The following is a 25,271-nucleotide window of genomic DNA, read 5'->3' as shown; positions in this document are numbered from 1 at the left end:
AGCCAGGCCCGACCGGCCACGCAATCCCACGAGGTCCGCTGATGCTGCGCTACCTTCTGTCCAGGCTCCTGACCTTCGTGCCGACCTTCATCGGTGTCTGCATCATCTCCTTCGCCTTCATCCGCGTGCTGCCCGGTGACCCGATCATCGTGATGGCCGGCGAACGCGGCGTGAGCGAGGAACGCTACCAGGAACTCTACGAGCAGTTCGGCTTCGACCGGCCGATCGTGGTGCAGTTCTGGGATTACTTCACGGGCGTGCTCCAGGGCGACCTCGGCACGAGCTACGTCACCAAGCGACCCGTCTGGGACGAATTCTTCTCGCTCTTCCCCGCAACGCTGGAGCTGTCGATCTGCGCGATCCTGCTCGCGATCCTGCTGGGGATACCCGCCGGCGTCATCGCCGCGGTGAACCGGGGCAAGTTCTTCGACCGCGCGCTGATGTCCTCGGCGCTCGTCGGATATTCGATGCCGATCTTCTGGTGGGCGCTGCTGCTCATCATCGTGTTCTCCGGCAATCTCGGCTGGACGCCGGTGTCCGGGCGCATCGACCTTCTCTATTTCTTCGACGCCAAGACCGGCTTCATGCTGATCGACAGTCTCCTGTCCGGGCAGGACGGTGCCTTCCAGTCGGCGGTGCGTCACCTGATCCTGCCCGCGATCGTGCTGGCCACGATCCCGCTGGCCGTCATCGCGCGCCAGACGCGCTCGGCCATGCTCGAGGTGCTGGGCGAGGACTACATCCGCACCGCCCGCGCCAAGGGCCTGGCCCCGATGCGCGTGAACGGCGTCCACGCCCTGCGCAACGCGATGATCCCGGTGATCACCGTGGTCGGCCTCTCGGTCGGCATGCTGCTGGCGGGCGCGATCCTGACCGAAACGATCTTCTCCTGGCCGGGCATCGGCAAGTGGATGGTCGACAGCATCTATCGCCGCGACTACCCGGTCGTGCAGGGCGGGCTCCTGCTCGTCGCCCTGCTCGTCATGGTCGTGAACCTGCTCGTCGACCTGGCATACGGTCTCATCAACCCCAAGATCCGGAAGCGCTGACATGGCAGACGTGAGCTCATCGACCAACACGACGCCGACCGACGCCGCGATGGCCCGCCCCGGGCGGTTCAAGGAATTCTGGCGCTACTTCCGCGAGAACCGCGGGGCCGTCATCGGCTTCTACGTCTTCATCTTCTTCCTGCTGGTGGCGATCTTCGCCCCCATCCTGGCGCCGTTCGAACCCTCCACCCAGAACCGCGACTTCACGCTGATCCCGCCGGTCTGGCAGGACGGCGGCGACTGGACCTTCCCGCTGGGCACCGACCCGCTGGGCCGGGACATGCTGTCGCGCCTGATCCACGGCGCACGGTATTCGTTCCTCGTGGGCACCGTGGTTGTGATCCTCGCCGCAACCGGCGGCATCCTGACTGGCCTCATCGCCGGCTTCGCGCCCAAGTGGCTCGACACGATCATCATGCGGATCATGGACATCATCCTGTCGATCCCGTCGCTGCTTCTCGCCCTCGTGCTGGTCGCGATCCTCGGGCCGTCGCTCCTGAACGCGATGATCGCCATCGCGATCGTGCTCCAGCCCCACTACGTGCGCCTGACGCGGGCGGCCGTGATGACGGAGCTGACCAAGGACTACGTGGTCTCCGCCCGCGTGGCCGGGGCCAAGCTGCCGCGGCTGATGTTCGTCACCGTGCTGCCCAACTGCCTCGCCCCGATCATCGTGCAGGCGGCGCTCTCGTTCTCGAACGCCATTCTCGACGTGGCCGCTCTCGGCTTCCTCGGGATGGGCGCGCAGCCCCCCACCCCCGAATGGGGCACGATGCTGGCCGAGGCGCGGGAATTCATCCTGCGCGCCTGGTGGGTCGTGACCTTCCCCGGCCTCGCCATCCTGATGACGGTGCTGGCCATCAACCTGATGGGCGACGGGCTGCGTGACGCGCTCGATCCCAAGCTGAAGAGGAGCTGAAGATGACCCTCCTCAACATCAAGAACCTCTCGGTCGAGTTCGAAACGGCCGGCGGCGCGTTCCGCGCGGTCGACGGTGTGGACATCGCGGTCGACGAGAACGACATCCTCGCCATCGTGGGCGAATCCGGGTCCGGCAAGTCGGTCTCCATGCTCGCCATGATGGGGCTCCTGCCCTGGACCGCCACCATCACCGCCGACGAGATGAGCTTCGACGGAATCGACCTGCGCGACCTGAGCGCCAAGCAACGCCGCAAGGTGATCGGGCGCGACATGTCGATGATCTTCCAGGAGCCGATGTCGTCGCTGAACCCCTGCTTCACGGTCGGCTTCCAGATCAAGGAAACGCTGCGCATCCACATGGACATGGACCGCGCCCAGCGTCAGAAGCGCGCGGTGGAGTTGCTCGAACTCGTCGGCATCCCCGACCCCGAGCGTCGGCTCAAGGCCTTCCCGCACCAGATGTCGGGCGGCATGAGCCAGCGCGTGATGATCGCGATGGCGCTGGCCTGCAAGCCACGGCTGCTGATCGCGGACGAACCCACCACGGCGCTCGACGTGACGATCCAGGCGCAGATCCTCGACCTGCTCACCGATCTCCAGAAAGAGACCGGGATGGCGCTGATCCTGATCACCCACGACATGGGCGTGGTGGCCGAAACCGCGCAGCGCGTGCAGGTGCAATACGCGGGCCAGAAGGTCGAGGAACAGCCGGTCCGCGATCTGTTCGCCCATCCGCACCACCCCTACACCGCCGCCCTGCTCGACGCGCTGCCCGAGCGCGCGACCGAGCGGCACCTGCCCACCATTCCCGGCGTCGTGCCGGGGCAGTACGACCGCCCGCAGGGCTGCCTGTTCTCGCCCCGCTGCAAGTTCGCCGATGACAAATGCCGCGCGGTCAGCCCGCCCGTGCAGCCCCGTGACCTGGGGCTGGCGCGCTGCCATTACCCGGTGAACGCCAAGGAGGACGCGGTATGAACACGGTCGTCACCGCAGATCACCTCGCCCGCCACTACGAAGTCGGCGGCGGGCTGTTTTCCAAACCCGGCGTCGTGAAGGCGCTGTCGGAAGCCAGCTTCTCCGTCGAGGCGGGCAAGACGCTTGCCGTCGTGGGCGAATCCGGCTGCGGCAAGTCCACCCTCGCCCGGCTCGTCACCCTGATCGAGGAGCCGACCGCAGGCACCCTCAAGATCGACGGGGTGGAGGCGACGCCGGACAACTGGGACAAGCTGCGCGACACCGTGCAGATCGTGTTCCAGGACCCCTACGGTTCGCTCAACCTGCGTCACCGCGTTGGCGCGATCCTCGAGGAGCCGCTGAAGATCAACCGGCCGCAAATGTCGGCGAAGGAGCGCCAGGAAAAGGCGCGCGAGATGATGGCGCTCGTGGGCCTGCGCTCGGAGCATTACGACCGCTTCCCGCACATGTTCTCCGGCGGCCAGCGCCAGCGCATCGCCATCGCGCGCGCGCTCATGCTCGAGCCGAAGCTTCTCGTGCTGGACGAACCGGTGTCCGCGCTCGACCTGTCGATCCAGAGCCAGGTGCTCAACCTGCTCCTCGACCTGCAGGAGCGGCTCGACCTGGCCTATCTCTTCATCTCCCACGACCTGTCCGTCGTGCGCCACGTGGCCGACGACGTGGTGGTGATGTATCTCGGCCGCCCGGTCGAATTCGGCTCCAAGGAAGAGGTCTTCGCGAACCCGCGCCACCCGTACACCAAGGCGCTCCTGTCCGCGACACCCTCGACCGAGCCGCACCCGGACAAGGCGCGCATCAAGCTCGAGGGCGAACTCCCCTCGCCCCTGGCCATCCCGGACGGCTGCCCTTTCGCACCGCGCTGCTGGAAGGCGCAGGACAAGTGCCGCGCCGAACGCCCGGAGCTGATGGGCGACCACCCGGCCGCCTGCTGGTTTCCCGAGGGCTGAGAAGCGCGACGAGGGCTGCAATGGCGGCCTGCGCCGTACGGCGCGGGCGCCAGAAGCTCTCAATCCCGGCATACGGCGCCAAGCGCGCCCTGCGAATGACCCGCCCGGCCTGATTGGCCGGTCGCGGTCATGCGTGCGATCCGCTCACCCAGTCAAATCAAGCTCCGGGGCGCGGTCGTCCAGGGTGGTGGTCCGCCGCAGTTCGCGGGGCTCGTCCAGATCGAATGCCCGACCTCGATGCAGCGTGGCGCGGTTGTCCCAGATCACCGTGTCGCCCTCGCGCCATTTGTGTCGATAGACGAACTGCGGCTGGGTCGCGTGCTCCAGAAGGTCGAGCAACAACATGCGTCCTTCGGGCACCGTCATTCCGCTGACCTGTCGCGCATGTACGCCCATGTAGAGATGGCTCCGGCCCGTTGCCGGGTTCACCCGCACGATCGGCCACCAGGCGGGCTCGATCGCCGCCTTCTGTTCGTCCGTGTAACTGTCGTCGCCCAGCAGAAACCGGGAATGCAGAGCGTAGTGTTCGGCCTCCTTGTCCGCGAGAGAGGCCTTCGTCCGCTCGTCCAGCGCATCGTAGGCAGCCTTGAGGTCGGCGAACTCCGTGTCTCCTCCCCACGACGGATTGCGCACCGAATGCAGCATCGAATACTTCGCCGCCGGTTTCTGGAACGAACTGTCGGAATGCCACATCTGGTTGGCGATGTTGTTGAGAATCCGCTTGTCCGTGCGTGCCGCCGGCTTGCCGTCCTTGCCCAGGTTGGAGATATCGCCGACCTCCGCTTCCTTGAGGCGGGCGTTCTTGGCGACCACCTTCTTGAAGCCCTGGTCCAGCGGTCCGAACTGGCGGGTGAAGGCCAGCTGCTCCTCGGTCGTCATCGGCTGGTCGCGGATGACGACCAGCGAATATTCGTCCATCAGTGCGTCCACCTCGGCCACCTGTTCGGCCGTCAGTGGCTGTTTCACGTCCAGCCCGCCGGTAATCTCCACCCCGAAGCTGTCGTCGATCTTGCGATATTCCATGGTCTGTTCCTCTTTCAGTGCCGCCCCTTCTGCGGTCCGAGATTCAGGGGACATGCGCGCTCAGGGTGCGACGCCGTCGGTTCGAGTCAGGTTGTCCGACACCCGCTCCTGCAACGCCTTGATGTCGATCTGGTGCACGGAACCCGACCCTGCGAGGTCGAGCGCCTGCGCCGCTGCCATGCCCTGGGCCATGCAGGGCCCCATGACCCGGACCGAGCTCAGCGCGGCCGGATCCCCGTCGATGCAGCGCCCGACCGCCACCAGGTTGTCGGCCTCGGGTGAAATCATGGCGCTGAAGGGCACGTAGTGGACGTGGTTCTCGTCGAAGGTCTCCCAGACGAAGCCCTCCGGCGCGTTGTGAAGCTCGATCGGCCAGGCCGTGCGCGCGATGGCGTCGTCGTATTTGACCTGCCCGACCACCTCGTCGACGACGATATGATGTTTGGCCTTGATCCAGCGGGTCTGGCGAATGCCCGGGAACCCGTAGCTGCGGACCCTTATGTTGCCGAAGAAGTCCGGGTATTCGTCGCGCAGCAACTGGATGGAGCGGTCAACCTGGTCCTTGCCGATCTGACCCATGCGGCTTGCCTCGATCGGGTCCAGGGGCGTCTCGACGTGGGTCATGTTGAGCACCGCCACTTCCTTGCCCGGGAAGTAGAAAGCGATACCGCCCTTGCGTATCAGCCCGTAGTCCTCGGCGCGCTGCGCGATCCGTTCGGTGAGTTCGTCGCGCTCCGGCGGCTCGGCGTCCAGGTTGAGACCCTCGACCACCACCTGTTGCGAACCATACACCTTCTCGTCCGGCTCCCGGCATTCCAGCCCGGCGAGATAGGCGAGCGCAGCATCGCCCGAACAATCGGCAAAGCCCTCGGCGCGGACGGTGACGTCGCCGTAGCGGGTCACGAGCTTGACCGCGTTCACGCGGCGACCGTCGAATTCGGCTTCCCTGAGGATGGCGCCGGTGATCGGGATCACCCCTGCGGCGTCCAGCGACTTCTCGACCCAGCGCGAAAGCGCGATCTCGTTGTAGTGCACGACCGTGGTCATGGGGCCGTGACGGTAGTAGCAGGCATCCTCGCGCTCGAGGTAATCCAGCATCTCGTCAACGACACCGAAGGTGAACCGGTGGCCGTGGGTGCCGTTCTGGTAAAGCCCGCAGAACGTTCCGATGATCGAATTCACGGCCTGCCCTCCGAGGGCGGGCATACCGTCGATGATGGCGACCTTCTTGCCCAGCTTGGCGGCCTCCAGGGCCGTCGTGGTCCCCGAAATGCCGGCGCCTATGACGCAGAGATCGACGTCCAGCTCGCGGTGCAACACCTCGTCCGAGCGGCGCACGACAGTGGTAGCGGGGTTGATCGGACGACCGTATGACATCTTTGCTTTCTCCTTAGGAATTCTTGTGGACCTGCGGCGGAACTCGCTGCGGGCTTACGTGTTCAGTGGTTCGCGGGAGGTGCCGACTGCACCCCGGTGGAAGTCGCCTCCGGACTGGCCTGGCGTGATCCCAGGGCGATCAGCCCGGCCGCGACGGCGAGTCCCGCCACGGTGCTGATCCACTCCGGGAAACCCACCAGCAGACCGCAGGCGAAAAGCGGGAGCCGCGCCCAGCCCGAGAGGCGTCCCCGGAATGGGACCTGCCCCTCCGACGCGGCTGCGATGATGAGCACCGCGCAGATGTTGAGCGCCGTCCAGATGACGGTCAGATAGATCGGCCCTTGCAGGATCAGCGCCGGTTCGAACAGGAAGAAGATCGGCACGAAGTAGAGCACGATCCCGAGCCTTGCGGCGTGGAGGCTGGTCCGGATCGGATCACTGTCCGATATCCGGGAGGCGAGGAACGCGGCCAGCGCAACCGGCGGCGTGATCGCGGCGAGCGAAGCGTAGTAGGCAATGAAAAGGTGAATGGCGAGCGTATTGAGCCCGGCGATCTGCTCGAGCGCCGGGGCCAGCGTGAGGGCCAGCATCAGGTAAGCTGCCACGATCATGCCGAGCATGCCGAAAATCATGCAGACGCCGATCCCGATGGCGAGCACCGGCACGATCGCGTCGCCGCCCATCCGCACGAGGCTCGCCGCGATCACCGGCGCCACGCCCGTGGCCATCAGCCCGCCGAGAATGAAGCTCGTGGGCAGCAACAGGCCCATCGTCTGGCTCAGAAGCTTCGAGATCTGGAAGAAGAGCTCGGGGATGCGGTTGAACTGGATGCGCAGCTTGGGGTGAAGCGTCGTCAGGACAAGCAGCAGGGCCGAAGCGTAGAAGGGCGTCAGCCGCTCCCAACGCATGAAGACCAGACCCCAGACGAGGAAGCCGAGCACGACGAGGAACGGCCAACCGTCCTTGAGCACGTCGCGCACCTTCGGCAGGTCTTCGCGCTTCATGCCCTTGAGCCCGTTGCGCGCGGCGAAGCCGTCGACGTGACAGTAGAGCCCGAAGTAGTAGAGCAAGGACGGGATCAGCGCGCCCAGCACGATCACGCGGTATTCGGTGTTGGTGAAATCGGCCATGATGAACGCGACCGCGCCCATCACCGGCGGCATCAGCATGCCACCCGTGGAGGCGCAGGCTTCGAGCGCCCCGGCATAGTGGCCGGGAAAGCCCGCCTTCTTCATCGACGGAATGGTGACCGACCCGGTGGATACGACATTGCCGAAGATCGAACCGGAGAGCGAGCCGAAGAAGCCCGATGCCAGCACCGAGACCTTGGCCGCGCCACCGCGCGAGGTGCCCATCAATGCCATGGCGAGCGCGAGGAAGAAATCGGCAGCCCCCGTGGCCACCATCAACGCGGCGAGGATCAGGAAGCCGATGATAAGCTCACCCACGACCCGCGTGACCACGCCGAGCATCGCGTCGCCGGAAAAGACGTTGAAGGCGATCGTGCGCGACAGGTCGGACGGCGGCCCCCAGAGGATGCCGGGCATGTTCTGCGCGTAGACCGGGTAGAGCGCCAGGAGCACCACGATCGTCAGGAAGATGTAGCCACCTGACCGGCGCGCGGCCTCGAGCACCAGGATGAAGATCGAGGCCGCGGTCCAGAGCTGCCAGTCCGCCTTCACCGGAACCCAGGTTCCGAAGGCGAGGGACCGTGAGTGGTAGGCCATGAAGACCGTGAGGGCACAGATCAGGATTGCCGGCAGGTAACTTGCCCATGTGACGCGCGTCTCGCCCTTCCAGGCGGGCAGCAGCAGGTAAACGACGGGCAGGAACGCTGCCATGAGAAGGAAGTAATAGGTGAGATCGAGAAGCGGGATGAGCGCGAAAATATAGCCCACCGACATCGCAACCCCCGCGGCCGACATGAGAAGCACCAGGACGCGCACCGGCCGCGGCATCGAGAACCAGCGCTCGGTGGACATGTCGCGATACCCTTCCGGAACCGGCCCACCGGCCTGGGAAGCCGAGGTGTCCGAACCGTGAGTGGTGGTCTCGGAGGAAGAATTGGCTTGCGTCGTCATGATCTCAACCTGCGGCGCTCTGGCCGTCTGAAACTGTTGGGAAGGGCCGCACGAATGCGGGTCGCGCCCCTCGATCCGGATCGGGGGATCGGGCCCGCGCAATCTCGAGCGCGGGCCCGACTGGGATCAGTCGAGCGACATGACCATCTGGCCGAAGGACTGGTCGCCGGTCCGCTTGGAGTTCCACAGTTCGGCGAACTCCTCGCTGTCAGGCGAAACCTCGATGCCCTTCTCCTCAGCCTCGGCGAGGGTCTCTTCCCAGAGCGCGACGCGCGCCGTGGCCATTTCGACAAGCTTGTCCTGGCGCGCCTGGTAGGTATCGTTCCACGCGCCCTGCTCTTCGAGGTAGCGGATCGCCCCCTCGTGCAGCGGCTGAAGCGCGCCCGCTTCGAGGAAGCTCTTCAGGCTGTCCATCGACATCATCTTGGCGTGCGTGAAGTCGTCCTTGAAATCCTCGTAGTGCTCGTCGAGCCACTTGGCGAGGTTGTAGACGAACTCCGGGTCGGCATCGGCGCGCACGTGGTTGGCCTGGAACGCGTGGTCCATACGCAGACCGATTGCGCTTTTCACCCCCGAGACAGTTTCGGACGGCACGTAGCCCGGTTGGGCGGCACGGTAGCGCGCGAACGCTTCCGGGTCCGCGTCACGCTCGGGAAGCGGCAGCCAGTCGATACCGTTCGGACCGGCCTCGGCTTCGTAGCTGGTCCCCGACAGCGGCGAGGTGAACGCCACGTCCGCGCGGCCCTCGACCACGATCCGCGTGTTCGCGCCGTAGTTCCCGACTTCCACGAGCTCGACATCGTCACGGTCCAGGCCGCGATACGCCAGAAGAGCGTCGACGCCCGACACGAGGAAGGCGGAAGAGGGCGAGAACGCGATCCGGGTCCCCGGTCCGATGTCCTCGAAGCTCTCGATGTCACTGTCGCCGCGGACCATGTAGCCCCATGGCGTGATCATGTTCATCACCGCCACGCGGGTGTCGGCCGGGCCGCCCTCGACGGTTGCGAACCCTTCGCGCGCTTCCATCTGGTCGAAGTAATCCGACGCCTGCATCATGGCGATCATGCCATCGCCATTGGCAAGCCACTGCGCCCGCGCATAGCCATTCGGCGCCGGCAGAACCCGGGCACGCGACTCGGTCTGAGCCGAGAATTCCGAGGTCCAGGCGACGCCGAGCGAATGGTTCGCGGTGCCCACGATCGGGGTGACGACCGTGAAGTAGTCCGGCCACGTGTAGCTGTCCTGTGCCTGGGCGGCCGTCCCGCCTACGAGGCCCAACGCCAGCGCGGCGCCAGCCACGGTCGTGCCTACGAGCTTTCTTGCAATGCTACGCATTCTTCATTTCCTCCCTGTTCTGGGCAGCCTTCTGCCGCCCCTTTTCCACTCCGGTGGCGCGGCCTCCTCCGCCGCGCGATCCGGGTGAAATCCTCCTCAGCCGGGCGCCTTGGTGATGGTCACCAGCCCGGCGTCGGCATCGACCTCGACCGTGTCGCCGGTGTCGATCAATTCGAAGATATCCGCGTCGAAGTCCGTGAGCGTCGGCACCCGCGTCACCACGGCGCCCAGCGCGATCTTGGTGGTCATCCGGGTGAACAGCATGGCCGCCGGCGCGGTGCCGTTCAGCCGGCACATGTGAAAGTAGGCCGACCATCCCGACGAGCCCTTGGCGCCGGGGAATACGAGGACCTTGCCGGCGAAGCTCTGACCGTGCAGTTCGTGGTGCAGCTCGATGACGGAGCCATCCTTCTCGCTGATGCCGCCCCAGCCGGAAATCGTCTGGGTGGTCACCAGTGCTTCGGCCCGGGCCTTGCCCCCGACGACACGACGCCCCCGCAGGGTGATGACTTGGGGTTTGTCCGTTGCCGTGCTCATCGCACCACCCCCAACCATTCACCGGCCACAGCGCTTTCGACGCATTGCTCGACCGACCCGAACCAGCCCTGAACCTTGGTGATGGCCGGCAGGTAATGGGCCTGCTTGGCGCTGTCCGTCGCGATCACCCGCACGCCCTTGGGCAACTTGCGCGAGATCGAAGGACAGGTGTCGCTCATCACGACACCGCCGGCGCGCTCGATCACCTCCGTGTAGCCGGAACGATCTGCGACCTGTCGAATGGCGCGCGGCGTGTGCACCCAGAGCGCCGTGTCCGGATGAATACGCCGGCCTTCCAGCAACTCGGCCACCCGGCTCATCTGTTCGATGGAGTTATGCGGACAACCCAGCATGACGAAGTCGAGCTTGCGGTCCGTCGCGTTCTGGAGCCGCTCCCACGTCCGCTTGCGCTCCTTGGCGCCATAGATGATCGGTGCGGGCAACGCCGCCCCGGCAAAGGCCGCTTCGAGCGTCGGCGCCTCGGGCGTGATCCCGGGCATGTGATAGAGTTCCACACCACCCGATGAAGCCGCGGCGGCGCCGAAGTGCTTCAATTTCATGAGGTCCGGCTGATGCGTCAGCCCATCGAAGGCCGGCTGATCCTCTTCCACCTCGAAGCCGGTAAAATATCCCAGCACGCCCCACTCGGACATGTCGTCCACCTCGACGTCCAGCCGGATCAGCCGATTGGCATTGCGGTTTTCCGGCATATGCAGGCCCCAATAGGGGATTCTTCCGGTCAGGCCGGCCGCCCCCGTGCTCTCCTTGCCCTCGACATTCGTCCGCGCGCCCAGGACCGAGTTGCAGTAGATCACCGCCGAGCTTTCCATCCAGGCGCAATGCTCACCCTGCAGGGGCACGTTTCCGACCTGGTACGGAGTGCAGGTGCACATCATGTTCACCCCCCTCTTGCCCAGGTAACGCTCGGATTTCCCCTGCAACTCCGCCAATGCGGGGTCGACGCCCTGCGTTTCGTGATTTTCCATGTCGATGCCGGTGATGAGCTGGCAGGTCGGTACGGTCATCCGGGGTATGTCGACAACATCGTCGCTGTCGAGATTGAGCCCGGAAAACACGCGATCGAAGCCCTCTTCGTCCCCGTCGCCGACCATGTGCCGCACCGACGGCGTCGATGCGTTGAAGGCGCCGGCCACGTTGCGGGTTTCGACGAGCCGCTCGGCTCCGAGGGCCTCGCCGTAGCGCAACAAGAGGTCCATCGCGCGGGCCTTGGCGTCGCCTTGAGCGCCGTCGAGCATGGATTTCTCGAAATCGGTAAGCTGCATTGCTCCTCCCAAAGCATTGCCGTTGGGTAACGCTACCGCGAGTCATCTTTCTTGATAACAGGGCATTTCTATTATCTGCTTTCTCGATTCGAGAAAGATGTCGCACCCTGTGGCGGGCGCCTCTATAGTCGTCGACATGGCGATGCTTCTCGATATCAAGGCCTTTCTTGCCACGGCCCGCGCTGGCAGCTTTTCCGCGGCGGCCCGCGAGATCGGCGTCGCGCCTTCGGTCGTGACCAAACGCGTGGGCCGGCTCGAAGATGAACTGGGAAGCCGGCTGTTCGTTCGCTCGACGCGGTCCCTGGCCATGACAGCCGAGGCAGATCGCCTGCGCCCCCGCCTTCAGCTTCTTGTCGCGCAACTCGAGGAAGTCCTTGCCGGCGGTCAGCCACCGGAACACGGCATCGCAGGCCATCTGCGCATGAAAGCGCCGACCACGCTTGGCACGCTGTTCGCGGGCCGCGCCATCACGCGATTTCAGGCCATGAACCCCGCGGTGACCACCGAGCTGATGCTCATCGATCGTTCGGTCAATCCGCTCGAGGAAGGGTTCGATATCGCCCTCGGCGCGCTCCCGCAAAGCTACGCGAGCGTGGTCGAAACTCCGCTCTGCCCCTATCCCCGGATCTTGGTGGCGACGCCCGACTACCTCGCGCGTCACGGCAACCCTGGAACGCCGGGGGATCTCATCGAACACCGCTGTATCGTCTACGTCGCGGCCGGCCTTGTCTGGTCGTTCGAAAGCGGCAGCGGTCCGATCTCCGTCGAGGTCAACTCGATCTTCACCGTGAACGACAGCCGCCTGCTGCATTTCGCGGCCCGCCAGCACCTCGGCATCGCCGTCGCCCCGGCTTTCCTCGTGGACGAAGACATTTCACGGGGCGACCTTGTGCACGTGCTCCCGGATTTCCCGGTCTCGCCACTCTGGTTCAAGGCGATGGTTCCGTCGAACAAGATGCACCGCCCGGAAATCGCCGCCATGCTTTCGCACCTGCAACGCGAATTCGAAATCCCACCGTGGGAACGCGAACCGGTTCCACCGCTATGAATTCTTCACGAGCCGGTTCTGAACCACATGGGCCAGCCCCAAAGCCTTCGCCGTTCGTGAAACCGAAAAGAGACCATGAAACGAAAAAAGGCTTAGCGCGTTCACGCTAAGCCTTTGAATTCTTTGGCGCTCTGGGGAGGATCGCAATCCTCTATAATTTTCAATGGGTTAGGGGTTTTTTTAGACAAACTTGGGTCATTAGAGATCAAAGGACTACTAAGCGTATTGTCTAAGGCTTTCCGCGAAATCTCTGTCAAGATCTATTGATCCTGTCCTGTCCGCACTGGTCACCTCGACGTGGGTATTTGCATCCGCGCTTCGATTTCGGCCAGGATGCCCCTCTCGATCAGCAGAACCGACCGAATCCCCATCTATTTCCGGCCGTTGGGCAGAAGTTTCGGGCTTCGAGTAGAGTGACGGGCTAGGCAACGCAATCGGTGTTAGTCGATACTCTGAATCTCATTGCCGGGACGTTTTTTTCAGGAGCTGTTTCAAACCACGGCTACACCATATTGTGTAATCCAAAAGCGGACGTGGGACCTATGACAAACGCCTGTCGAGGATTTAGTCATGGGCGAGTTGAAACGAAACCTTGAAATGCTGTTACGCGTTGCCGAGTGTCTGCGGCGGTGTCACCAGGTTTGAACAACGATGAACCCACACCAAGTCCGTGTGCGCCCGCATTTGCCCAATCTTCAAGGTTCTCTCCGGACACACCACCGACGGCATAAAGCCGTGTGCCAGTCGGCAACACGGCTTTCATGGCTGCCAGCCCCGCTGGGCCGATCACCTCCCCGGGAAACAGCTTGAGTGCGTCCGCACCAGCGGACAACGCCTGAAATGCCTCGGTAGGAGTCATGACGCCCGGATAGCTTTCGAGCCCAAGTGCAACCGACCGGGCGATGACCGAGACATTGACGTTGGGCGAGACGATGATCCGTCCTCCTGCCTGCGAGACTCGATCAACGTCTTCGGCCCGCAACACGGTCCCGGCACCAAATGCAGCTTGGTCGCCAAGAGCTTTGACTGCGGCCTCAATGGACTTCAACGGTTTCGGTGAGTTGAACGGCACCTCAATCTTGCGGATGCCGGCGTCGATCAAGACCTCGCAGATCGGCACAATGGTGGTATGCGTGACGCCGCGTAGAATGGCGACGATCTCGGGGCGGCTCATCGTAAGGTCTCCTCGTTGGCGCGGGAAATGAAGTCATCGTGGCGACTACGATGAAAGTCGTGGCGGTCGCGGTCTGGCACAAAGCGGCGCATGGGGCGCACGGCCTGCGCGATGATATCGTCCAGCGCGGCCGAAGCGGGCGCGTCTGAGACGCCAGCGAAGGCGATCAAAGCGGCGCCGACGGCCGAGGTATCGCCATGTGAAAGGATCTCTACCTCTCGCCCGATAACGTCCGCGATGGTTTGGCACCATACTTGGGATCGAGCGCCGCCCTCGGCCAGCCGCACGGTGTCAATGGCAAGCCCAGCTTTGGAAAATTCGTTTATAGAGGCTGCGATGGCGTGGGCCACACCGGTTTGCACCGCATGAATCAAGTGGCCGGGGCCTTGCGATAGGTCGAGACCAGACAGCACGGCCTTGGCCGGGGCGCTCCAGGGTGTTCCTGCCCCTGCAAGAAACGGCAGGAACATCGCCTCGACCGCGGTCGGATCGACCGCCCGCGCCGCAGCTTCAAGCGCCTTGAAATCTGGGCGCCGCCCCCCGAAAGCGAAGATGTCCCGAAGCCATTCCATTGACAGCGCACCCGCGGGAATCAGACCCAGCCAAAGCTCGCGATCAGGGGACACATGTCCCATGCGCCACATGCCATGCACCTCGTGTGCGGGGGGCAACGGGCTGGCTGCAACCACATGTCCCGCGGTGCCGAGCGTCACGGCGACGACGCCTGGCGCAAAGGCGCCACAGCCAACGGCGAGCGCGCCTGTATCGCCCGCGCCCAGAACAACCGGAATGCCAGGAGGCAGGCCGAGTGTCTCCGCGATGTCCGCCTTGAGCGGCGGCAGGCGGTCGGTCGCATTCCCGATCGGAGGGAGTTGATCCCGGCTCACACCGGCCCAGTCGCATAGCGATTTGTCCCAGCGGGACGCCGAAAAATCCATAAGTAGCGTTCCCGACGCCTCGTTGCGTTCGGTGCGCATCTCACCTGTCAGTCGGAACGCAATCCAATCCTTCACTTGAAGAACAGGACCCGTATGTGCGGGCGACGTCTCAGAAAGGAAGCGCAGTTTTGTCGCCGCCGCAATAGCATTCGCGCGGTTTCCGGTGATCTCATACAAGCTGTCTTCGAATTTTTCAGCAAGCACTTGCGTCGCCGCTTCGGCTCGCTGATCAAGCCACGTCAGGGCCATGCCGACGGGCGTTCCATCAGGGCTGCAACGCACGATGCCGTTTAATTGCCCCGACAGGCCGATCGCGGCTATTCTGTCCGGCTCTGTCGATCGTGCGATCGCGCGCGTGACCTTGCGCATCGCCGCCATCCAGTCGGCAGGCGCTTGTTCGGCGTATTGGGGTTGTGCGCGGTGCATCGGATAGGGGGCGTTGGCTTCGGCAACGACCTCGCCGTTCTCCGTCAGTGCGACCGCTTTGACCGAAGATGTCCCAAAGTCGATTCCGAGCGCGACCTTGGTCATCGGGCCGCGTTGCTCTTTTGGTAGATGATCGCGGCCGCAGCGATCACAAGGCCCTGGACCATCAACTTGCCCGCTTCGTCAATTCCGAAGACGGTCATAAGGTTCAAGATCACGGTCAAAAGCATCGTGCCCAGCACGGTTCCGACCGCGCCCCCCGCACCACCTCCAAAAATCGCGCCGCCCAAGATGACCGCCGCAATCGAACTGAGCACATAGTCTGCGCCCAGGCCGAGGGAGCCGACACCGATCAACCCTGACAAGAGCAGACCGCCCAGAGCCGCGAAGAAGCCTGAAAGGACATGCGAAAGTAATAGCGTCTGTTTCACCGGGATGCCGCTGTAGCGCGCGGCTGAAGGATTGTCGCCTGCTGCCATGATGAACCGGCCAAGGATCAGCTTGCGAAAGATGATGTAAGACAGCACGGCCGTCACCAACCAGAAGATTGCCGACACCGGAAACATGTCGATGCGACCCCGGCCGAGGAACTTGATCGTGTCGCTCATCGCGTTGCCGGGCGCTCCCCCGGAGATCAGAAAGCCGACACCGGTGACGACCGACGCGGTGCCGAGCGTGACCACCACGGCCGAAGCTCGAAGCGCGGTAATCAGCACACCGTTTAAGAGGCCCACCGCAAGCCCCGCGACCAACGCGACGCTGATCGGCAAGATCGCGGGCGCGCCGAGAAACAACCGGTCCGACACAAGGATGTTGACGAGCGCGATGACCGCGCCGACTGACAGGTCAAGCGACCGGTTCGCAACCGCAAAAGTCTGACCAAGCGCGACGATCCCCAGCGGAGCAGCTTGCCGCAACAGGATCATGATGAACGGGAGCGACAGGAACTGCGGTTGGGTGAAAGCCGCGAAGATCAAGACGGCAATGAGCCCCCAGAAGGCTGGAGGGAATTCCTTCATCGCGCGCAGCAACTGGCGTGGAAACGAGGGCTTGGGGCGAGTGGATGCATCACTCATAGCCCGAGTTCCTTTCGACGGAACAAGCTCACCGAAATGATCAGCATCGTTCCCTTAACGACGTGTTGGTAGAACGGCGAAATTCCAGCGAGGTTCATTCCATTGTTCAGCAATCCGATGATCCCTACCCCGAAGAACGTGCCAATCGGGCCACCGATGCCACCTGAGAGAAGCGTTCCGCCGAGCGCGGCGCCGAGCACACTGTCCAGGCCGAGTGCGCTTCCGACATTCGGATCCGAAGATGCCAAACGTGCGGTCAGATATAACCCCGCAATGGCCGCGCAGGTCGCGGAGATCACATAGGTTCCGATGCGGATACGGGCATCCGGCAGACCCGAAAGACGCGCGGAGTCAGAATTCGCGCCCACTGCGTAAAGGTGCGCGCCGAAGCGGGTTGCGTGCATCAGGTGGATCGCAATGCCGCCGACGGCAAGCACCCAAAAAAAACCAAAAGGAATTCCCAGAATATCGCCCTGAACCATAGCGACAAGCGGAGGCGGCGCCACACCGCCTGGGACCGGAAGAAGCGTAAGAGCCAAGCCTTGCACGATTGAAGAGGTGGCAAGTGTCATGATGATCGGATGCACCCCAGTTTTGACTACGCCCCAGCCGTTGACCAGACCCACGATTACGGCAGCGAGCAAAGCGAGCGGGATTGTCATTGACCAGTGCAGATCGAGCGCGAGGATTGCCGACGTGAGGCTGATGACCGAACCAACCGACAGATCGAAACCTGCGCCCAGAAGAACGAAGGTTTGGCCTAGCGACGCGATAACCAGCGGTGGAAGCTGTCCCAAAAGGTTGGAAAAGTTGCGCCCTGTTAAGAAGTTCTCTGGCAATGAAACCGCAAGCACGACGAAAATGATTGTGAAGGTGAGCGCCGATAATGCCGCACCGCGCTGTCGATACAAGCGAGCATCCAGTCGAAACCGGGCGGTGAGGCCGCCGAATGAGGGCCGTTGGGAAGTGTCGCTCATGCATCAATCTCCGCTGGGACGGGCTGACCGGGGATCGCTGCGGCCAGTAGATTGGTTTCGGTGGCAAGGGTCGCAGGCATTTCGGTTGCGATCCGGCCTTCGCGCATCACGAGGATTCGATCACACAACCCGATAAGCTCGGGCATCTCGCAAGATGACACCAAGACGGTGCCGCCCGTCTCGGCGAAGTCGCGAAGGCGCTGGTAGATTTCGCGTTTTGCGCCCACATCGACGCCGCGCGTGGGCTCCTCGCACAAGAGCACACGAGAACCCGCTGCTAGCCAACGGCCAAGCACGACCTTCTGCTGGTTGCCGCCGGAAAGTTGCATAACGTTTTGGTCAACGCCTTCGGCCTTGACAGCAAGGCGACGCATCACATCAGCGACGAGCGCGCGGGGCTCTTTGAACCAGGCGCCAACGTGGCGCGGAGCGGCGGAGCCGGTTTCCATATTCGCAAGGATCGAAAGCGACGGGAAGAGCCCGTCGTCCTTGCGACCTTCAGGAACGAACCCAAGACCCATCGCGATGCGACGTCGCGCATTCTGTTGTTCGACCCGGCTGTCGCGTAGGCACAGCGTGCCACCTTTCGCAGGTGTGAAACCCGCAAGCAGACGCATGAGATCTTGCTGGCCCTGGCCTTCGAGACCGGACAGCCCGACGATCTCGCCCGCGTGCAGTTCAAGCGAGAGCGGGGCCGAAAGTCTGTCGCCCTGCAACTCGTCGGCATGAAGAAGACAGTGGCCAATTTTTTTGGCCCGAGGAGCGAAAAGCTCTTCGAGCGGGCGGCCGACCATGCTTTCAACTACCTCGTCATGATCCGTATCCGTAGTATCGAACGTGGTGACGTATCGGCCGTCTTTCATCACCGTTATGCGGTCGCAGAGCGCGAAGACTTCCGGCATTCGGTGGGAAACGTAGAAGACGGTCTTGCCGGCCGCGGCAAGATCGCGGATTAGTCCGAACAGCGTTTCAACTTCCTGCGCGGCGAGAGCTGCGGTGGGCTCGTCGAATATGAATACTTTCGCATCCGACAGCAAACCTTTTGCGATTTCGATCAATTGCTGTTGGCCGACGCTGAGTGATTCCACCACGCGCTCGGGCGGGAAATCGAGGTTCAAGCGCCCCAGCAGCTCTACGCTGCGGGCACGTTGGGCGCTCGAGGGAAGGTCATGCTTGCCCAGAAAGAGGTTCTCCATCACCGACAGGTTGGGTAAGAGGGAAAACTCTTGGAAGATGGTAGATATTCCGGCTTCCTGCGCCGCTCGCGGCGTCGCAAAGGAGACAGAACGTCCTTCAAGCTCGATATTGCCGGAATCGAGCCGATGCACACCTGACAGAACCTTCATGAGCGTCGATTTTCCGGCACCATTCTCCCCCATAACCGCGTGAATTTCGCCGGCGCGTCCTTCGAGCCGCATGTCCGCAAGCGCCTGGGTCGAGCCGAAGGTCTTGTAGAGATCGGTAACCAGGATCGTTTTTGTAGTGGTCATGGGGTCCTGCAAGCTGAATATTCGGGAGTTATGGCGGAACAAGGGCACGAAGCCTGCCAAGCGCCCTTGTCCGTGAGTAGTATTCAGTTACCGAATAGCTCTTGCAGCTTTTCTTCCGGCAGCGTTGACCCGACCCAGTAACTGTCGTTGAGATCCGGGCGGTAAAGCTCGTCCAAATCGGCAGCGGTGTAGGGGTCTGCGGTCACGGCGTAATAGTCATAGACTTCTTGTCCTTCCAGGATCGCGACGGCCAGCGCAATCCCTTCTCCCACGGCCCAAGTCGGATTTTGCGGCGCGATTGAATCGAAACCCGCATCCTGGTTTTCTTTCCATGTGCGGAAGAAACCGTTATTGGCTTCCCCGGTCATCGGAACAAGATCGCGACCGAACTCGTTAAACACTTCGACGCAGGCTTGCGTCATGGCGCCGCCTGAAGACCAAACGCCATCGATTTGGGGGTGAGCGAGCGCAAGGCTTTCACAAGCCTGCCGGGCTTGATCGTAGGACCACGAAGCGTATTCCTCGGCGATGATCTCCATATCGGGGTTCTCACCGATCACGTCCGCAGCACCATTAAAGCGGTCGTCGTCAACCGAAAGACCCGCAATACCCCGAAGCGCGATCACGTTGCCTTCCCCTCCCATCGCGTCGACGAGAAACTCGCCACCGTCGGTTCCGAACTTGACTTGATCGGCCATGATCTTGGCGGTCACCTTGTCAGTGTTCGCGTCTGCGGTCACCACGATGACGACCACTCCATCCTCGTAGGCGCGTTCAAGCACGGGCACCAGGGCTACGGGGTTGGCAGGGTTGATAACGATGGCGTCAGCACCCTGAGCCAGCATGTCCTCAACATCCGACACCTGTTTGGACGGGTCGTTGTTCGCATCGGTGACGATGTAGCGCTCGATTTGCGGTAGCGTGCTGGCACGGTAGTTGGCTTCTTCCACCAATTGGGCGGTCCAACTGTTGATCACCGCCACATTTGAAAAGCCGACGATGTATGAGCCGTCGCGCTTGGATTCATATTTCGAGACATCGACCACCTCAGCATCCTCGGCCGGGCCGATGTCTGAATGGAGGGTGATGTCCTGTGCTGCAAGCGTGCTGGTCGAGAGCAGCAGCGCGGCAAGCGCCGAATGAAATCTTGTAAGCATTTTTAACCTCGGGTTCCTGTTGTCATGCCTCACGTTAGCAAGAATTCAAGCTTTGTAAAGTTTTCCCAAAAGCCAAAATTTTTAATTAAGACATTGAATTTCATCGATTTTCTTTTTGGAAATTATTTTCTTTTTCGGCAGATTGGATTTGACCCCATGCGAGTCCACTTTTGATCTTCTCGAGAAGCTCCGAGCGATCCAGTCCCGCTGACTGACCGATGTGAAAGGCTATGAGGCCAAACACGTAGTGGTAGGAAAAATGTGAGATCGATGGCGTGTAAATATCGATCTCTTCGTAGACCGAAACGCCGATCAAAATGTCGCAATATTGGGTGAGCGGGTTGTGCGGCGCACTCAACCCGATGACCGTCGCGCCGGCCCCACGGGCGATCTCGGCAGCCTCTACCGTTTCTTGTGACCTACCGGTATGGGACACCACCACCGCCACGTCGTCAGGTCCGAGGAGTGTCGAAGCAATGCGGCGAAAATGGCTATCACCGACATAGCTCGCGTCGAGGCCGAGCCGCATCAATCGCATCGCAGCCTCCTCCGCCATGAGGCCAGAAACCGCGACCCCAAAAAACCTCACCCTTCGAGCCGACCGTAGCGCGGCGATCGCGTCTGTGAGAGCGATCGCATCGAGCGAGGCGTAGGTCGAACGCAGCGACGCGGTGATCTGTTGCAGATACATCTCTTCGAGCTGACCGCCCGAAATCGCGCGTTGATCGAGCTCCTGCACGGATTGGTGGGCGAACGGACTTTGAGCAGAACGCGCCTGGGCGATGGAAAGCTTAAGATCCTTAAACCCGTCGACCCCGAGCATCCGTGAAAACCGCGTGATCGACGACGCGGAGACCGACGCAGCATCCGCGACTTCCGTGATCGAACCTCTCAGCACCACGTCAACATCGGACAGGATTAGCTCCGCAATCCTGCGCTCGGCACGCTTGAGGTCGGGGAGCATCGCGCCGATGCGGCTAAAGATATCGTTCACGGGCGCGCCCTCCAATTCGCTTTGATTACGCCACTATCGTCCCGCATCGACTCTGGCGCAAATACCGCGGACCATGTCGACCATGTGATCGGTGAACACGTCGACCATGGCCTCCCCCTTCTCGACCGTGGCTTTCGTCGCGTCTCCGAATACTCCGCTTTCCGACAGCTCCCCCATCGGGCGGCCGCCGTAGAAATACGCCGGATCGCGCTCGGGGTATTCAGCCACCGCCTTGTCCATATCGACTGTCTCGGGGGCCACGGCGAGCATTAGCGAGGTCTCGAATTCACACGCGTGAACGATTCCGTGCCACGTCGGACTGTCGCAATGGGCTTTCAGTTCTTCTGAAAGATTAGGATAAAACAAACGCCAGACATCGATGTCAGGATGGTCCCACATCCTGCGAGATGCGTATTTCATTGTGGCCGAGTTGGCTTCGTGTCCGTTGACGAGCACGAGATGCTTGACCCCGGCGCGCGCCATGCTTTCGGCAACATTGCAGATCACATCTTCCATTGCCTTCTGATCAAGCGTGACGCTACCCGCATCGTCACGCCAGACCCACGAATAACCGTAGGGCATCGGCGGCAGGACGGTCGCGCCCGTCGCTTCTGCGATACGTTTTGCGAAGAAATTCGCCAAAATGGTGTCGGTGCCGAGCGGCAGATGGTGCCCGTGCTGTTCGGTCGCGCCAAGCGGAAGGATTGCGACAGGGCATTTTGCGATACGCTCTTCAAAGGCATCGCGCGAGAGATACTGAGCTTCAACGGTCATGGCAGGTCCGATTAGAATTTGGCCAGCCACGCGGCGGGCGTCTTTTGGAAGATTTGCTCGATCGCATCCTCGGGGATGCCTTCGTCGCGCATGCGCGGAATGAACTTCGTGGCGATGAAGGCAAAACCCGGACCGCCCCCGTATCCCGCAAGATAGGCCGCGCGCCCCATATCGCCTGAAATCAGAAGCCGTTTGCCGTGTCCGGCCTCGAGCATCGCCTTGATGCACGCGATGCGGCTACTGTCCGGGTAGTATTTCACCTTGCTGACGCCGTCGAACTGGACGTGTGCGCCGCGATCGGCCAGGCCCTTGTGATAATAGGGGTCGGCGTTTCGGTCGCAGTGCCCCACTACGACATTGGCCAGGTCGACGCCCTCGCTCTCAAGGATATCGAGCATTTCGTTGCCCATCGTGCCCGCCTCGGTATGCAGCCAAATCGGCGCGCCCGTCTCGCGATGGGCGCGGCCCACGGCGCGGGTGGTCTTTTCTTCAAGCGGATGGATGAAGTTGTAGCTCCCCCCGGACTTTAGATGACCTGCCTTGTGCGGTCCGCCGTCCATACCATCGATCACGTCGCGGATGAGTTTATCGGCGATCTCATTGACCGGAGTGGTCTCGACCCAGAGCGGGAAATACGCCGCCTTGTTGAAGCCCGAGACGGCCACCACAGGCACGCCGGCCTCGCGAGACATGCGCGCCATCTGCGCTGGGTCGCGCCCGTAATCAAGCGTCGTCGCCTCGACAAGAAGTGTTCCGCCCACGTCCCGAAACGTCTTGAGCTCCTGGAGTGAGCATTCGTAGCTGGAAAGCTCAAGGTCACGATCCTTCTGCACGTCAGGCGGAAAAGTGATCAGATGTTCGTGGCTATAGATCAGGCCAAGCCCGTCGGCGGGAATGTCTCCGTTGACCGTGCGGATGTTGCCCATGCGGCGCTCCTTCCATGTGAATCCAAGCGACGCTATCAAGCTCTCCATTGGATTGCAATTTTTTTCTTAAATTGATTTTGATCTTACAATTTGCTTATTTTTATGATAATCTTTTTTGGAAATTTTTTCCGTATAAGCAGGGAGAACGCAATGGCCTTCGCGCGCACAGTAAATGGCGATATTGACGTAACGGAACTTGGAACAGTGTATTGCCACGACCACATCTACTGCGTTCCGGCGTTGTGGAAGGAGAAAGGTCAAACCGATTTTCTTCTCGACAGCCCAGAGGCGTCCAAGGCTGAACTTGACCTGTTCAAGGGGGCGGGTGGAACGACCATCTACGACGCGACCGCGATCGATTACGGGCGCGACGTTGGTGTAGTCAAACGCATCGCGAACCAGGCCGGCGTAACGGTCATCGCGACGGCAGGTTTCAACAAATCGATCATGTGGTCTGCGACGATTCCCGGCCGCGACATCACGTTCCAGCACTGGATCGACTCCATGTCGCGAAACGATATTCGCGCCCATGTCACACGCGAGGTCGAAGAGGGCATGGATGGCACCGACATTCGCGGCGGCGTAGTCAAGTTCGGCACCGGTTATAACACGATGAATGAAAGCGAGATCAAGATCATGCGCGGCGTGCTCGACGCGCACAAGGAAACCGGCGCACCGATACATTCGCACACCGAACTGGGCACAATGCCGCTTGAACAACTCGATATCGTGCACGACGAGGGTGTGGATCCGCGTCACCTCACAATCGCACATCTGGACCGAAACCCCGATCCGTGGACCCATCGCAAGGTTGCACAGAGCGGAGCCTTCCTGTCGTTCGACGGGATCACGCGGGCAAAATATCATTCCGAGGACGTGCGCACTCGCTGCATTCTCGATCTTGTGCGCTGGGGACATGAGGACCAGATCATGATCGGCGGCGATATTGCACGCCGCACCATGTTCGCGAACTACGGCGAGGGCGGACTTGGCATGGGATTCATTCTTGACAAATGGCGCCCACGCTTCATCGAGGAGGCTGGCGAGGCCGGCTTCGACGGAGATGCGCTTTTGCACAAGTTCTTCGTCGTGAATCCACAATCAGCCTTCGCGTTTCGGAAGGGCTGAACGATGCCTCGGGTTTTGGCCATCGACCTTGGAACTGGGTCGCTGAAGGCGGGTGTCATTGACGAAAACCTTACGGTCCTCTCGCGAAAAAGCGCCCCGGTGGCGACCGCACGACCCAAAGCAGGCGTCGCGGAACAATCGCCCCGAGATTGGATCTCAGCACTGGCGAAGGCCGCCCCGGCAGCAGTCGAAGCCGCAGGAGGCCCGGTAGATGCGATTAGTTTTGCAGGGCATATGAGCGCACCCATCCTCGTGGACGCAGAATGTAGACCGCTCGCGACCGTGCGCACGTTGGCCGACACGCAATGCACTCCATATCTGTCGAACGATCCGTCCATCGCGACGCTTTCAGGCAATTTTGATGGCACCCATTTTGCACGAGCCAAAATCTTGCACGCTGCGTCCGAGGTCGAACTGGAAAAACTTGCCACGGTGTTGTCGCCCAAAGACTTCCTCCGGGTCGAGATGGGCGGCGGCTTCGTCACCGACCCTGGGGACATGGCCAATTTCCTGCTTCTCGACCTCGACACCGGCGCATATTCTGCGGAGCTCGTGAGCGGCGCGGGCCTTATCGACGGCGCTCTGCCGGAGGTGCAGCGCGCCGATGCATTTGACGGGGTGCTGAATGGCGACTGGGCTCGACGCCTTGACCTATTGGCAGGAGTTCCGCTTGTCACAGGGACGGGGGACATGGGCGCGGCCGCGATTGGAGTCGGTCTGGGCGCGTCATGTGACGCTGCGATTACAATCGGAACCGCAGCGACGATACTTGCCTCGCTGTCCGAGAGGCAGCCGAAATTGGTGGGCAAACTTACCCACCACCTGGATGGCGTTGGCGGGAAATTCGCACTCGCATCCCATTTCAACGGCGGTGCGGTTCTTGACTGGCTGCATCGTTTATCCGGAACGGAACGTCCACGCGACGATTGGCTGCGCGAGACGTCCGCGGAAGCGCAGTCGCGCCAGAGCTCGGGTGGCGAACGTGCACTACCGCTCGTGTTGCCGTATCTGCTAGGCTCCGGTTCGCCTGTGTTCGACCGCGACGAGACAGCAAAGGTTTTGGGCCTGAATGCGGGCCACGACATGCCTGATTTGCTCGCTGGGTTCCAAGAAGGCGTTGCCTTCGATCTTGCCAACAGCATCGACGTTTTGAGCGATGCTAGCATGGCTACTGACCGAATTTGTCTCGGAGGGGGCGGGGCGCGACTGGCAGGTTGGCCCAGCACGATCAGCGACACCCTGGACCGGCCCCTGTTGCGCGCAGGGTCAGACGATCCCACACTGGTTGGCGCGGCTGTGCTTGGGTTTCGCGCGTTGGGACAGGAGGTGCGTGGAGCGGAACCCCAATTGGGCTGGTCTCCAGACCCGCGGCGCGTCGCGCACTTGCGAGATCGACGAGCTCAAGCGCAAGCCCTAAGAAAAATTAGCTTGCCGCCGAGGGCTCGTCTATTGGAAGAGAGATGATATCACCTAACCCGATCAGCAGGTTCAGCGAGCAACCGAGATTACGCTACATCTTGCCCAAGAGATCGGGAGTAGCCCAGCTTGCAAAATTCAAAAAGTCAAACGGGTTCAATACCCGTTCAAGCCGCGGGGTCCGGCAACGCAAATTTTTCAATAGCTTAACGAGCGCCT

The 25,271-nt window shown here is 62.1% G+C and carries 22 protein-coding genes; 7 read left to right on the top strand and 15 right to left on the bottom strand.

All coding sequences use genetic code 11. The features are described from left to right. Positions 1-41: 41 nt before the first annotated feature. The 4 genes from GQE99_RS15170 to GQE99_RS15155 are packed head-to-tail and all read left to right on the top strand — an operon-like array spanning position 42 to position 3,892. On the top strand, positions 42-1,049 hold the full coding sequence (locus GQE99_RS15170) for an ABC transporter permease subunit (RefSeq protein ID WP_161352487.1): 1,008 nt from the start codon (positions 42-44) through the stop codon (positions 1,047-1,049). A 1-nt stretch (position 1,050) separates the two neighbouring features. Further along, positions 1,051-1,968 carry an ABC transporter permease subunit gene (locus GQE99_RS15165; RefSeq protein ID WP_161352486.1) on the top strand — a complete coding sequence of 306 codons (918 nt, stop codon included), beginning with the start codon at positions 1,051-1,053 and terminating at the stop codon, positions 1,966-1,968. A 2-nt stretch (positions 1,969-1,970) separates the two neighbouring features. Then, a complete protein-coding gene (locus GQE99_RS15160; protein ID WP_161352485.1) occupies positions 1,971-2,945 on the top strand; it encodes an ABC transporter ATP-binding protein in 975 nt (324 codons plus the stop codon). Further along, positions 2,942-3,892, top strand: a complete 951-nt coding sequence (locus GQE99_RS15155) for an ABC transporter ATP-binding protein (RefSeq protein ID WP_161352484.1) — start codon at positions 2,942-2,944, stop codon at positions 3,890-3,892. The genes GQE99_RS15160 and GQE99_RS15155 overlap by 4 nt, the downstream gene beginning before the upstream one ends. Positions 3,893-4,036: 144 nt before the next feature. Here the strand turns inward: GQE99_RS15155 and GQE99_RS15150 are convergent, their stop codons facing one another. From GQE99_RS15150 to GQE99_RS15125, 6 genes are all read right to left on the bottom strand, one after another. After that, positions 4,037-4,915 carry a TauD/TfdA dioxygenase family protein gene (locus GQE99_RS15150; RefSeq protein WP_161352483.1) on the bottom strand — a complete coding sequence of 293 codons (879 nt, stop codon included), beginning with the start codon at positions 4,913-4,915 and terminating at the stop codon, positions 4,037-4,039. A 60-nt stretch (positions 4,916-4,975) separates the two neighbouring features. Then, a complete protein-coding gene (locus tag GQE99_RS15145; RefSeq protein WP_161352482.1) occupies positions 4,976-6,292 on the bottom strand; it encodes an FAD-dependent oxidoreductase in 1,317 nt (438 codons plus the stop codon). A 62-nt stretch (positions 6,293-6,354) separates the two neighbouring features. Next, complete coding sequence (locus tag GQE99_RS15140; protein ID WP_161352481.1) at positions 6,355-8,373, bottom strand: TRAP transporter permease; 2,019 nt, start codon at positions 8,371-8,373, stop codon at positions 6,355-6,357. Between the two features lie 126 nt (positions 8,374-8,499). Then, on the bottom strand, positions 8,500-9,708 hold the full coding sequence (locus GQE99_RS15135) for a TAXI family TRAP transporter solute-binding subunit (RefSeq protein ID WP_161352480.1): 1,209 nt from the start codon (positions 9,706-9,708) through the stop codon (positions 8,500-8,502). Between the two features lie 96 nt (positions 9,709-9,804). Beyond that, positions 9,805-10,245: an aconitase X swivel domain-containing protein gene (locus GQE99_RS15130; RefSeq protein ID WP_161352479.1), complete on the bottom strand. Its 441-nt coding sequence runs from the start codon at positions 10,243-10,245 to the stop codon at positions 9,805-9,807. After that, positions 10,242-11,528, bottom strand: a complete 1,287-nt coding sequence (locus GQE99_RS15125; protein ID WP_161352478.1) for an aconitase X — start codon at positions 11,526-11,528, stop codon at positions 10,242-10,244. Before GQE99_RS15125 ends, GQE99_RS15130 begins: the two co-directional genes overlap by 4 nt. A gap of 136 nt (positions 11,529-11,664) precedes the next feature. Here GQE99_RS15125 and GQE99_RS15120 point away from each other — a divergent pair, with 136 nt between their 5' ends. Beyond that, positions 11,665-12,576, top strand: coding sequence for a LysR family transcriptional regulator (locus tag GQE99_RS15120; RefSeq protein WP_161352477.1), 912 nt, complete (start codon positions 11,665-11,667; stop codon positions 12,574-12,576). A 568-nt stretch (positions 12,577-13,144) separates the two neighbouring features. On the opposite strand, the gene GQE99_RS15115 is transcribed toward GQE99_RS15120, so the two are convergent. The 9 genes from GQE99_RS15115 to GQE99_RS15075 all read right to left on the bottom strand — a co-directional run bounded on the left by GQE99_RS15115 (position 13,145) and on the right by GQE99_RS15075 (position 22,508). Continuing rightward, complete coding sequence (locus GQE99_RS15115; protein ID WP_161352476.1) at positions 13,145-13,750, bottom strand: 2-dehydro-3-deoxy-6-phosphogalactonate aldolase; 606 nt, start codon at positions 13,748-13,750, stop codon at positions 13,145-13,147. Further along, the gene (locus GQE99_RS15110; RefSeq protein ID WP_161352475.1) at positions 13,747-15,219 is read right to left on the bottom strand and encodes a xylulokinase; all 1,473 of its coding nucleotides are present in this window, start codon (positions 15,217-15,219) and stop codon (positions 13,747-13,749) included. Before GQE99_RS15110 ends, GQE99_RS15115 begins: the two co-directional genes overlap by 4 nt. Continuing rightward, entirely contained in the window at positions 15,216-16,190 is a 975-nt protein-coding gene (locus GQE99_RS15105) for an ABC transporter permease (protein WP_161352474.1), read from the bottom strand. The genes GQE99_RS15110 and GQE99_RS15105 overlap by 4 nt, the downstream gene beginning before the upstream one ends. Beyond that, the gene (locus GQE99_RS15100) at positions 16,187-17,167 is read right to left on the bottom strand and encodes an ABC transporter permease (RefSeq protein ID WP_161352473.1); all 981 of its coding nucleotides are present in this window, start codon (positions 17,165-17,167) and stop codon (positions 16,187-16,189) included. The genes GQE99_RS15105 and GQE99_RS15100 overlap by 4 nt, the downstream gene beginning before the upstream one ends. Further along, complete coding sequence (locus GQE99_RS15095) at positions 17,164-18,717, bottom strand: sugar ABC transporter ATP-binding protein (protein ID WP_202530858.1); 1,554 nt, start codon at positions 18,715-18,717, stop codon at positions 17,164-17,166. The genes GQE99_RS15100 and GQE99_RS15095 overlap by 4 nt, the downstream gene beginning before the upstream one ends. Before the next feature lie 23 nt (positions 18,718-18,740). Continuing rightward, positions 18,741-19,847: an ABC transporter substrate-binding protein gene (locus GQE99_RS15090; protein ID WP_161352472.1), complete on the bottom strand. Its 1,107-nt coding sequence runs from the start codon at positions 19,845-19,847 to the stop codon at positions 18,741-18,743. 67 nt (positions 19,848-19,914) lie between these two features. Beyond that, positions 19,915-20,808: a MurR/RpiR family transcriptional regulator gene (locus tag GQE99_RS15085; protein WP_161352471.1), complete on the bottom strand. Its 894-nt coding sequence runs from the start codon at positions 20,806-20,808 to the stop codon at positions 19,915-19,917. Between the two features lie 33 nt (positions 20,809-20,841). Next, positions 20,842-21,582 (bottom strand): creatininase family protein, encoded by a 741-nt coding sequence (locus GQE99_RS15080; protein ID WP_161352470.1) that lies wholly within the window; start codon positions 21,580-21,582, stop codon positions 20,842-20,844. An 11-nt stretch (positions 21,583-21,593) separates the two neighbouring features. Continuing rightward, positions 21,594-22,508: a phosphotriesterase family protein gene (locus GQE99_RS15075; RefSeq protein ID WP_161352469.1), complete on the bottom strand. Its 915-nt coding sequence runs from the start codon at positions 22,506-22,508 to the stop codon at positions 21,594-21,596. A gap of 150 nt (positions 22,509-22,658) precedes the next feature. Here GQE99_RS15075 and GQE99_RS15070 point away from each other — a divergent pair, with 150 nt between their 5' ends. Continuing rightward, on the top strand, positions 22,659-23,636 hold the full coding sequence (locus GQE99_RS15070) for a phosphotriesterase family protein (protein ID WP_161352468.1): 978 nt from the start codon (positions 22,659-22,661) through the stop codon (positions 23,634-23,636). Positions 23,637-23,651: 15 nt separating this feature from the next. Beyond that, the gene (locus tag GQE99_RS15065; RefSeq protein WP_161352467.1) at positions 23,652-25,100 is read left to right on the top strand and encodes a xylulokinase; all 1,449 of its coding nucleotides are present in this window, start codon (positions 23,652-23,654) and stop codon (positions 25,098-25,100) included. The last annotated feature ends 171 nt before the right edge of the window (positions 25,101-25,271 follow it).

Origin of the sequence: Maritimibacter harenae, assembly GCF_009882975.1 — a bacterium.
Classification (GTDB): Bacteria; Pseudomonadota; Alphaproteobacteria; order Rhodobacterales; family Rhodobacteraceae; genus Maritimibacter; species Maritimibacter harenae.
This window is presented reverse-complemented; position numbering and strand designations above follow the sequence as displayed.

Coding starts and splice junctions, on each gene's coding strand:
- GQE99_RS15120 (WP_161352477.1), top strand. CDS start 11,665: ATGGCGATGCTTCTCGATATCAAGGCCTTTCTTGCCACGGCCCGCGCT.
- GQE99_RS15145 (WP_161352482.1), bottom strand. CDS start 6,292: ATGTCATACGGTCGTCCGATCAACCCCGCTACCACTGTCGTGCGCCGC.
- GQE99_RS15155 (WP_161352484.1), top strand. CDS start 2,942: ATGAACACGGTCGTCACCGCAGATCACCTCGCCCGCCACTACGAAGTC.
- GQE99_RS15115 (WP_161352476.1), bottom strand. CDS start 13,750: ATGAGCCGCCCCGAGATCGTCGCCATTCTACGCGGCGTCACGCATACC.
- GQE99_RS15105 (WP_161352474.1), bottom strand. CDS start 16,190: ATGAGTGATGCATCCACTCGCCCCAAGCCCTCGTTTCCACGCCAGTTG.
- GQE99_RS15100 (WP_161352473.1), bottom strand. CDS start 17,167: ATGAGCGACACTTCCCAACGGCCCTCATTCGGCGGCCTCACCGCCCGG.
- GQE99_RS15165 (WP_161352486.1), top strand. CDS start 1,051: ATGGCAGACGTGAGCTCATCGACCAACACGACGCCGACCGACGCCGCG.
- GQE99_RS15150 (WP_161352483.1), bottom strand. CDS start 4,915: ATGGAATATCGCAAGATCGACGACAGCTTCGGGGTGGAGATTACCGGC.
- GQE99_RS15110 (WP_161352475.1), bottom strand. CDS start 15,219: ATGACCAAGGTCGCGCTCGGAATCGACTTTGGGACATCTTCGGTCAAA.
- GQE99_RS15170 (WP_161352487.1), top strand. CDS start 42: ATGCTGCGCTACCTTCTGTCCAGGCTCCTGACCTTCGTGCCGACCTTC.
- GQE99_RS15130 (WP_161352479.1), bottom strand. CDS start 10,245: ATGAGCACGGCAACGGACAAACCCCAAGTCATCACCCTGCGGGGGCGT.
- GQE99_RS15075 (WP_161352469.1), bottom strand. CDS start 22,508: ATGGGCAACATCCGCACGGTCAACGGAGACATTCCCGCCGACGGGCTT.
- GQE99_RS15080 (WP_161352470.1), bottom strand. CDS start 21,582: ATGACCGTTGAAGCTCAGTATCTCTCGCGCGATGCCTTTGAAGAGCGT.
- GQE99_RS15135 (WP_161352480.1), bottom strand. CDS start 9,708: ATGCGTAGCATTGCAAGAAAGCTCGTAGGCACGACCGTGGCTGGCGCC.
- GQE99_RS15070 (WP_161352468.1), top strand. CDS start 22,659: ATGGCCTTCGCGCGCACAGTAAATGGCGATATTGACGTAACGGAACTT.
- GQE99_RS15140 (WP_161352481.1), bottom strand. CDS start 8,373: ATGACGACGCAAGCCAATTCTTCCTCCGAGACCACCACTCACGGTTCG.
- GQE99_RS15160 (WP_161352485.1), top strand. CDS start 1,971: ATGACCCTCCTCAACATCAAGAACCTCTCGGTCGAGTTCGAAACGGCC.
- GQE99_RS15125 (WP_161352478.1), bottom strand. CDS start 11,528: ATGCAGCTTACCGATTTCGAGAAATCCATGCTCGACGGCGCTCAAGGC.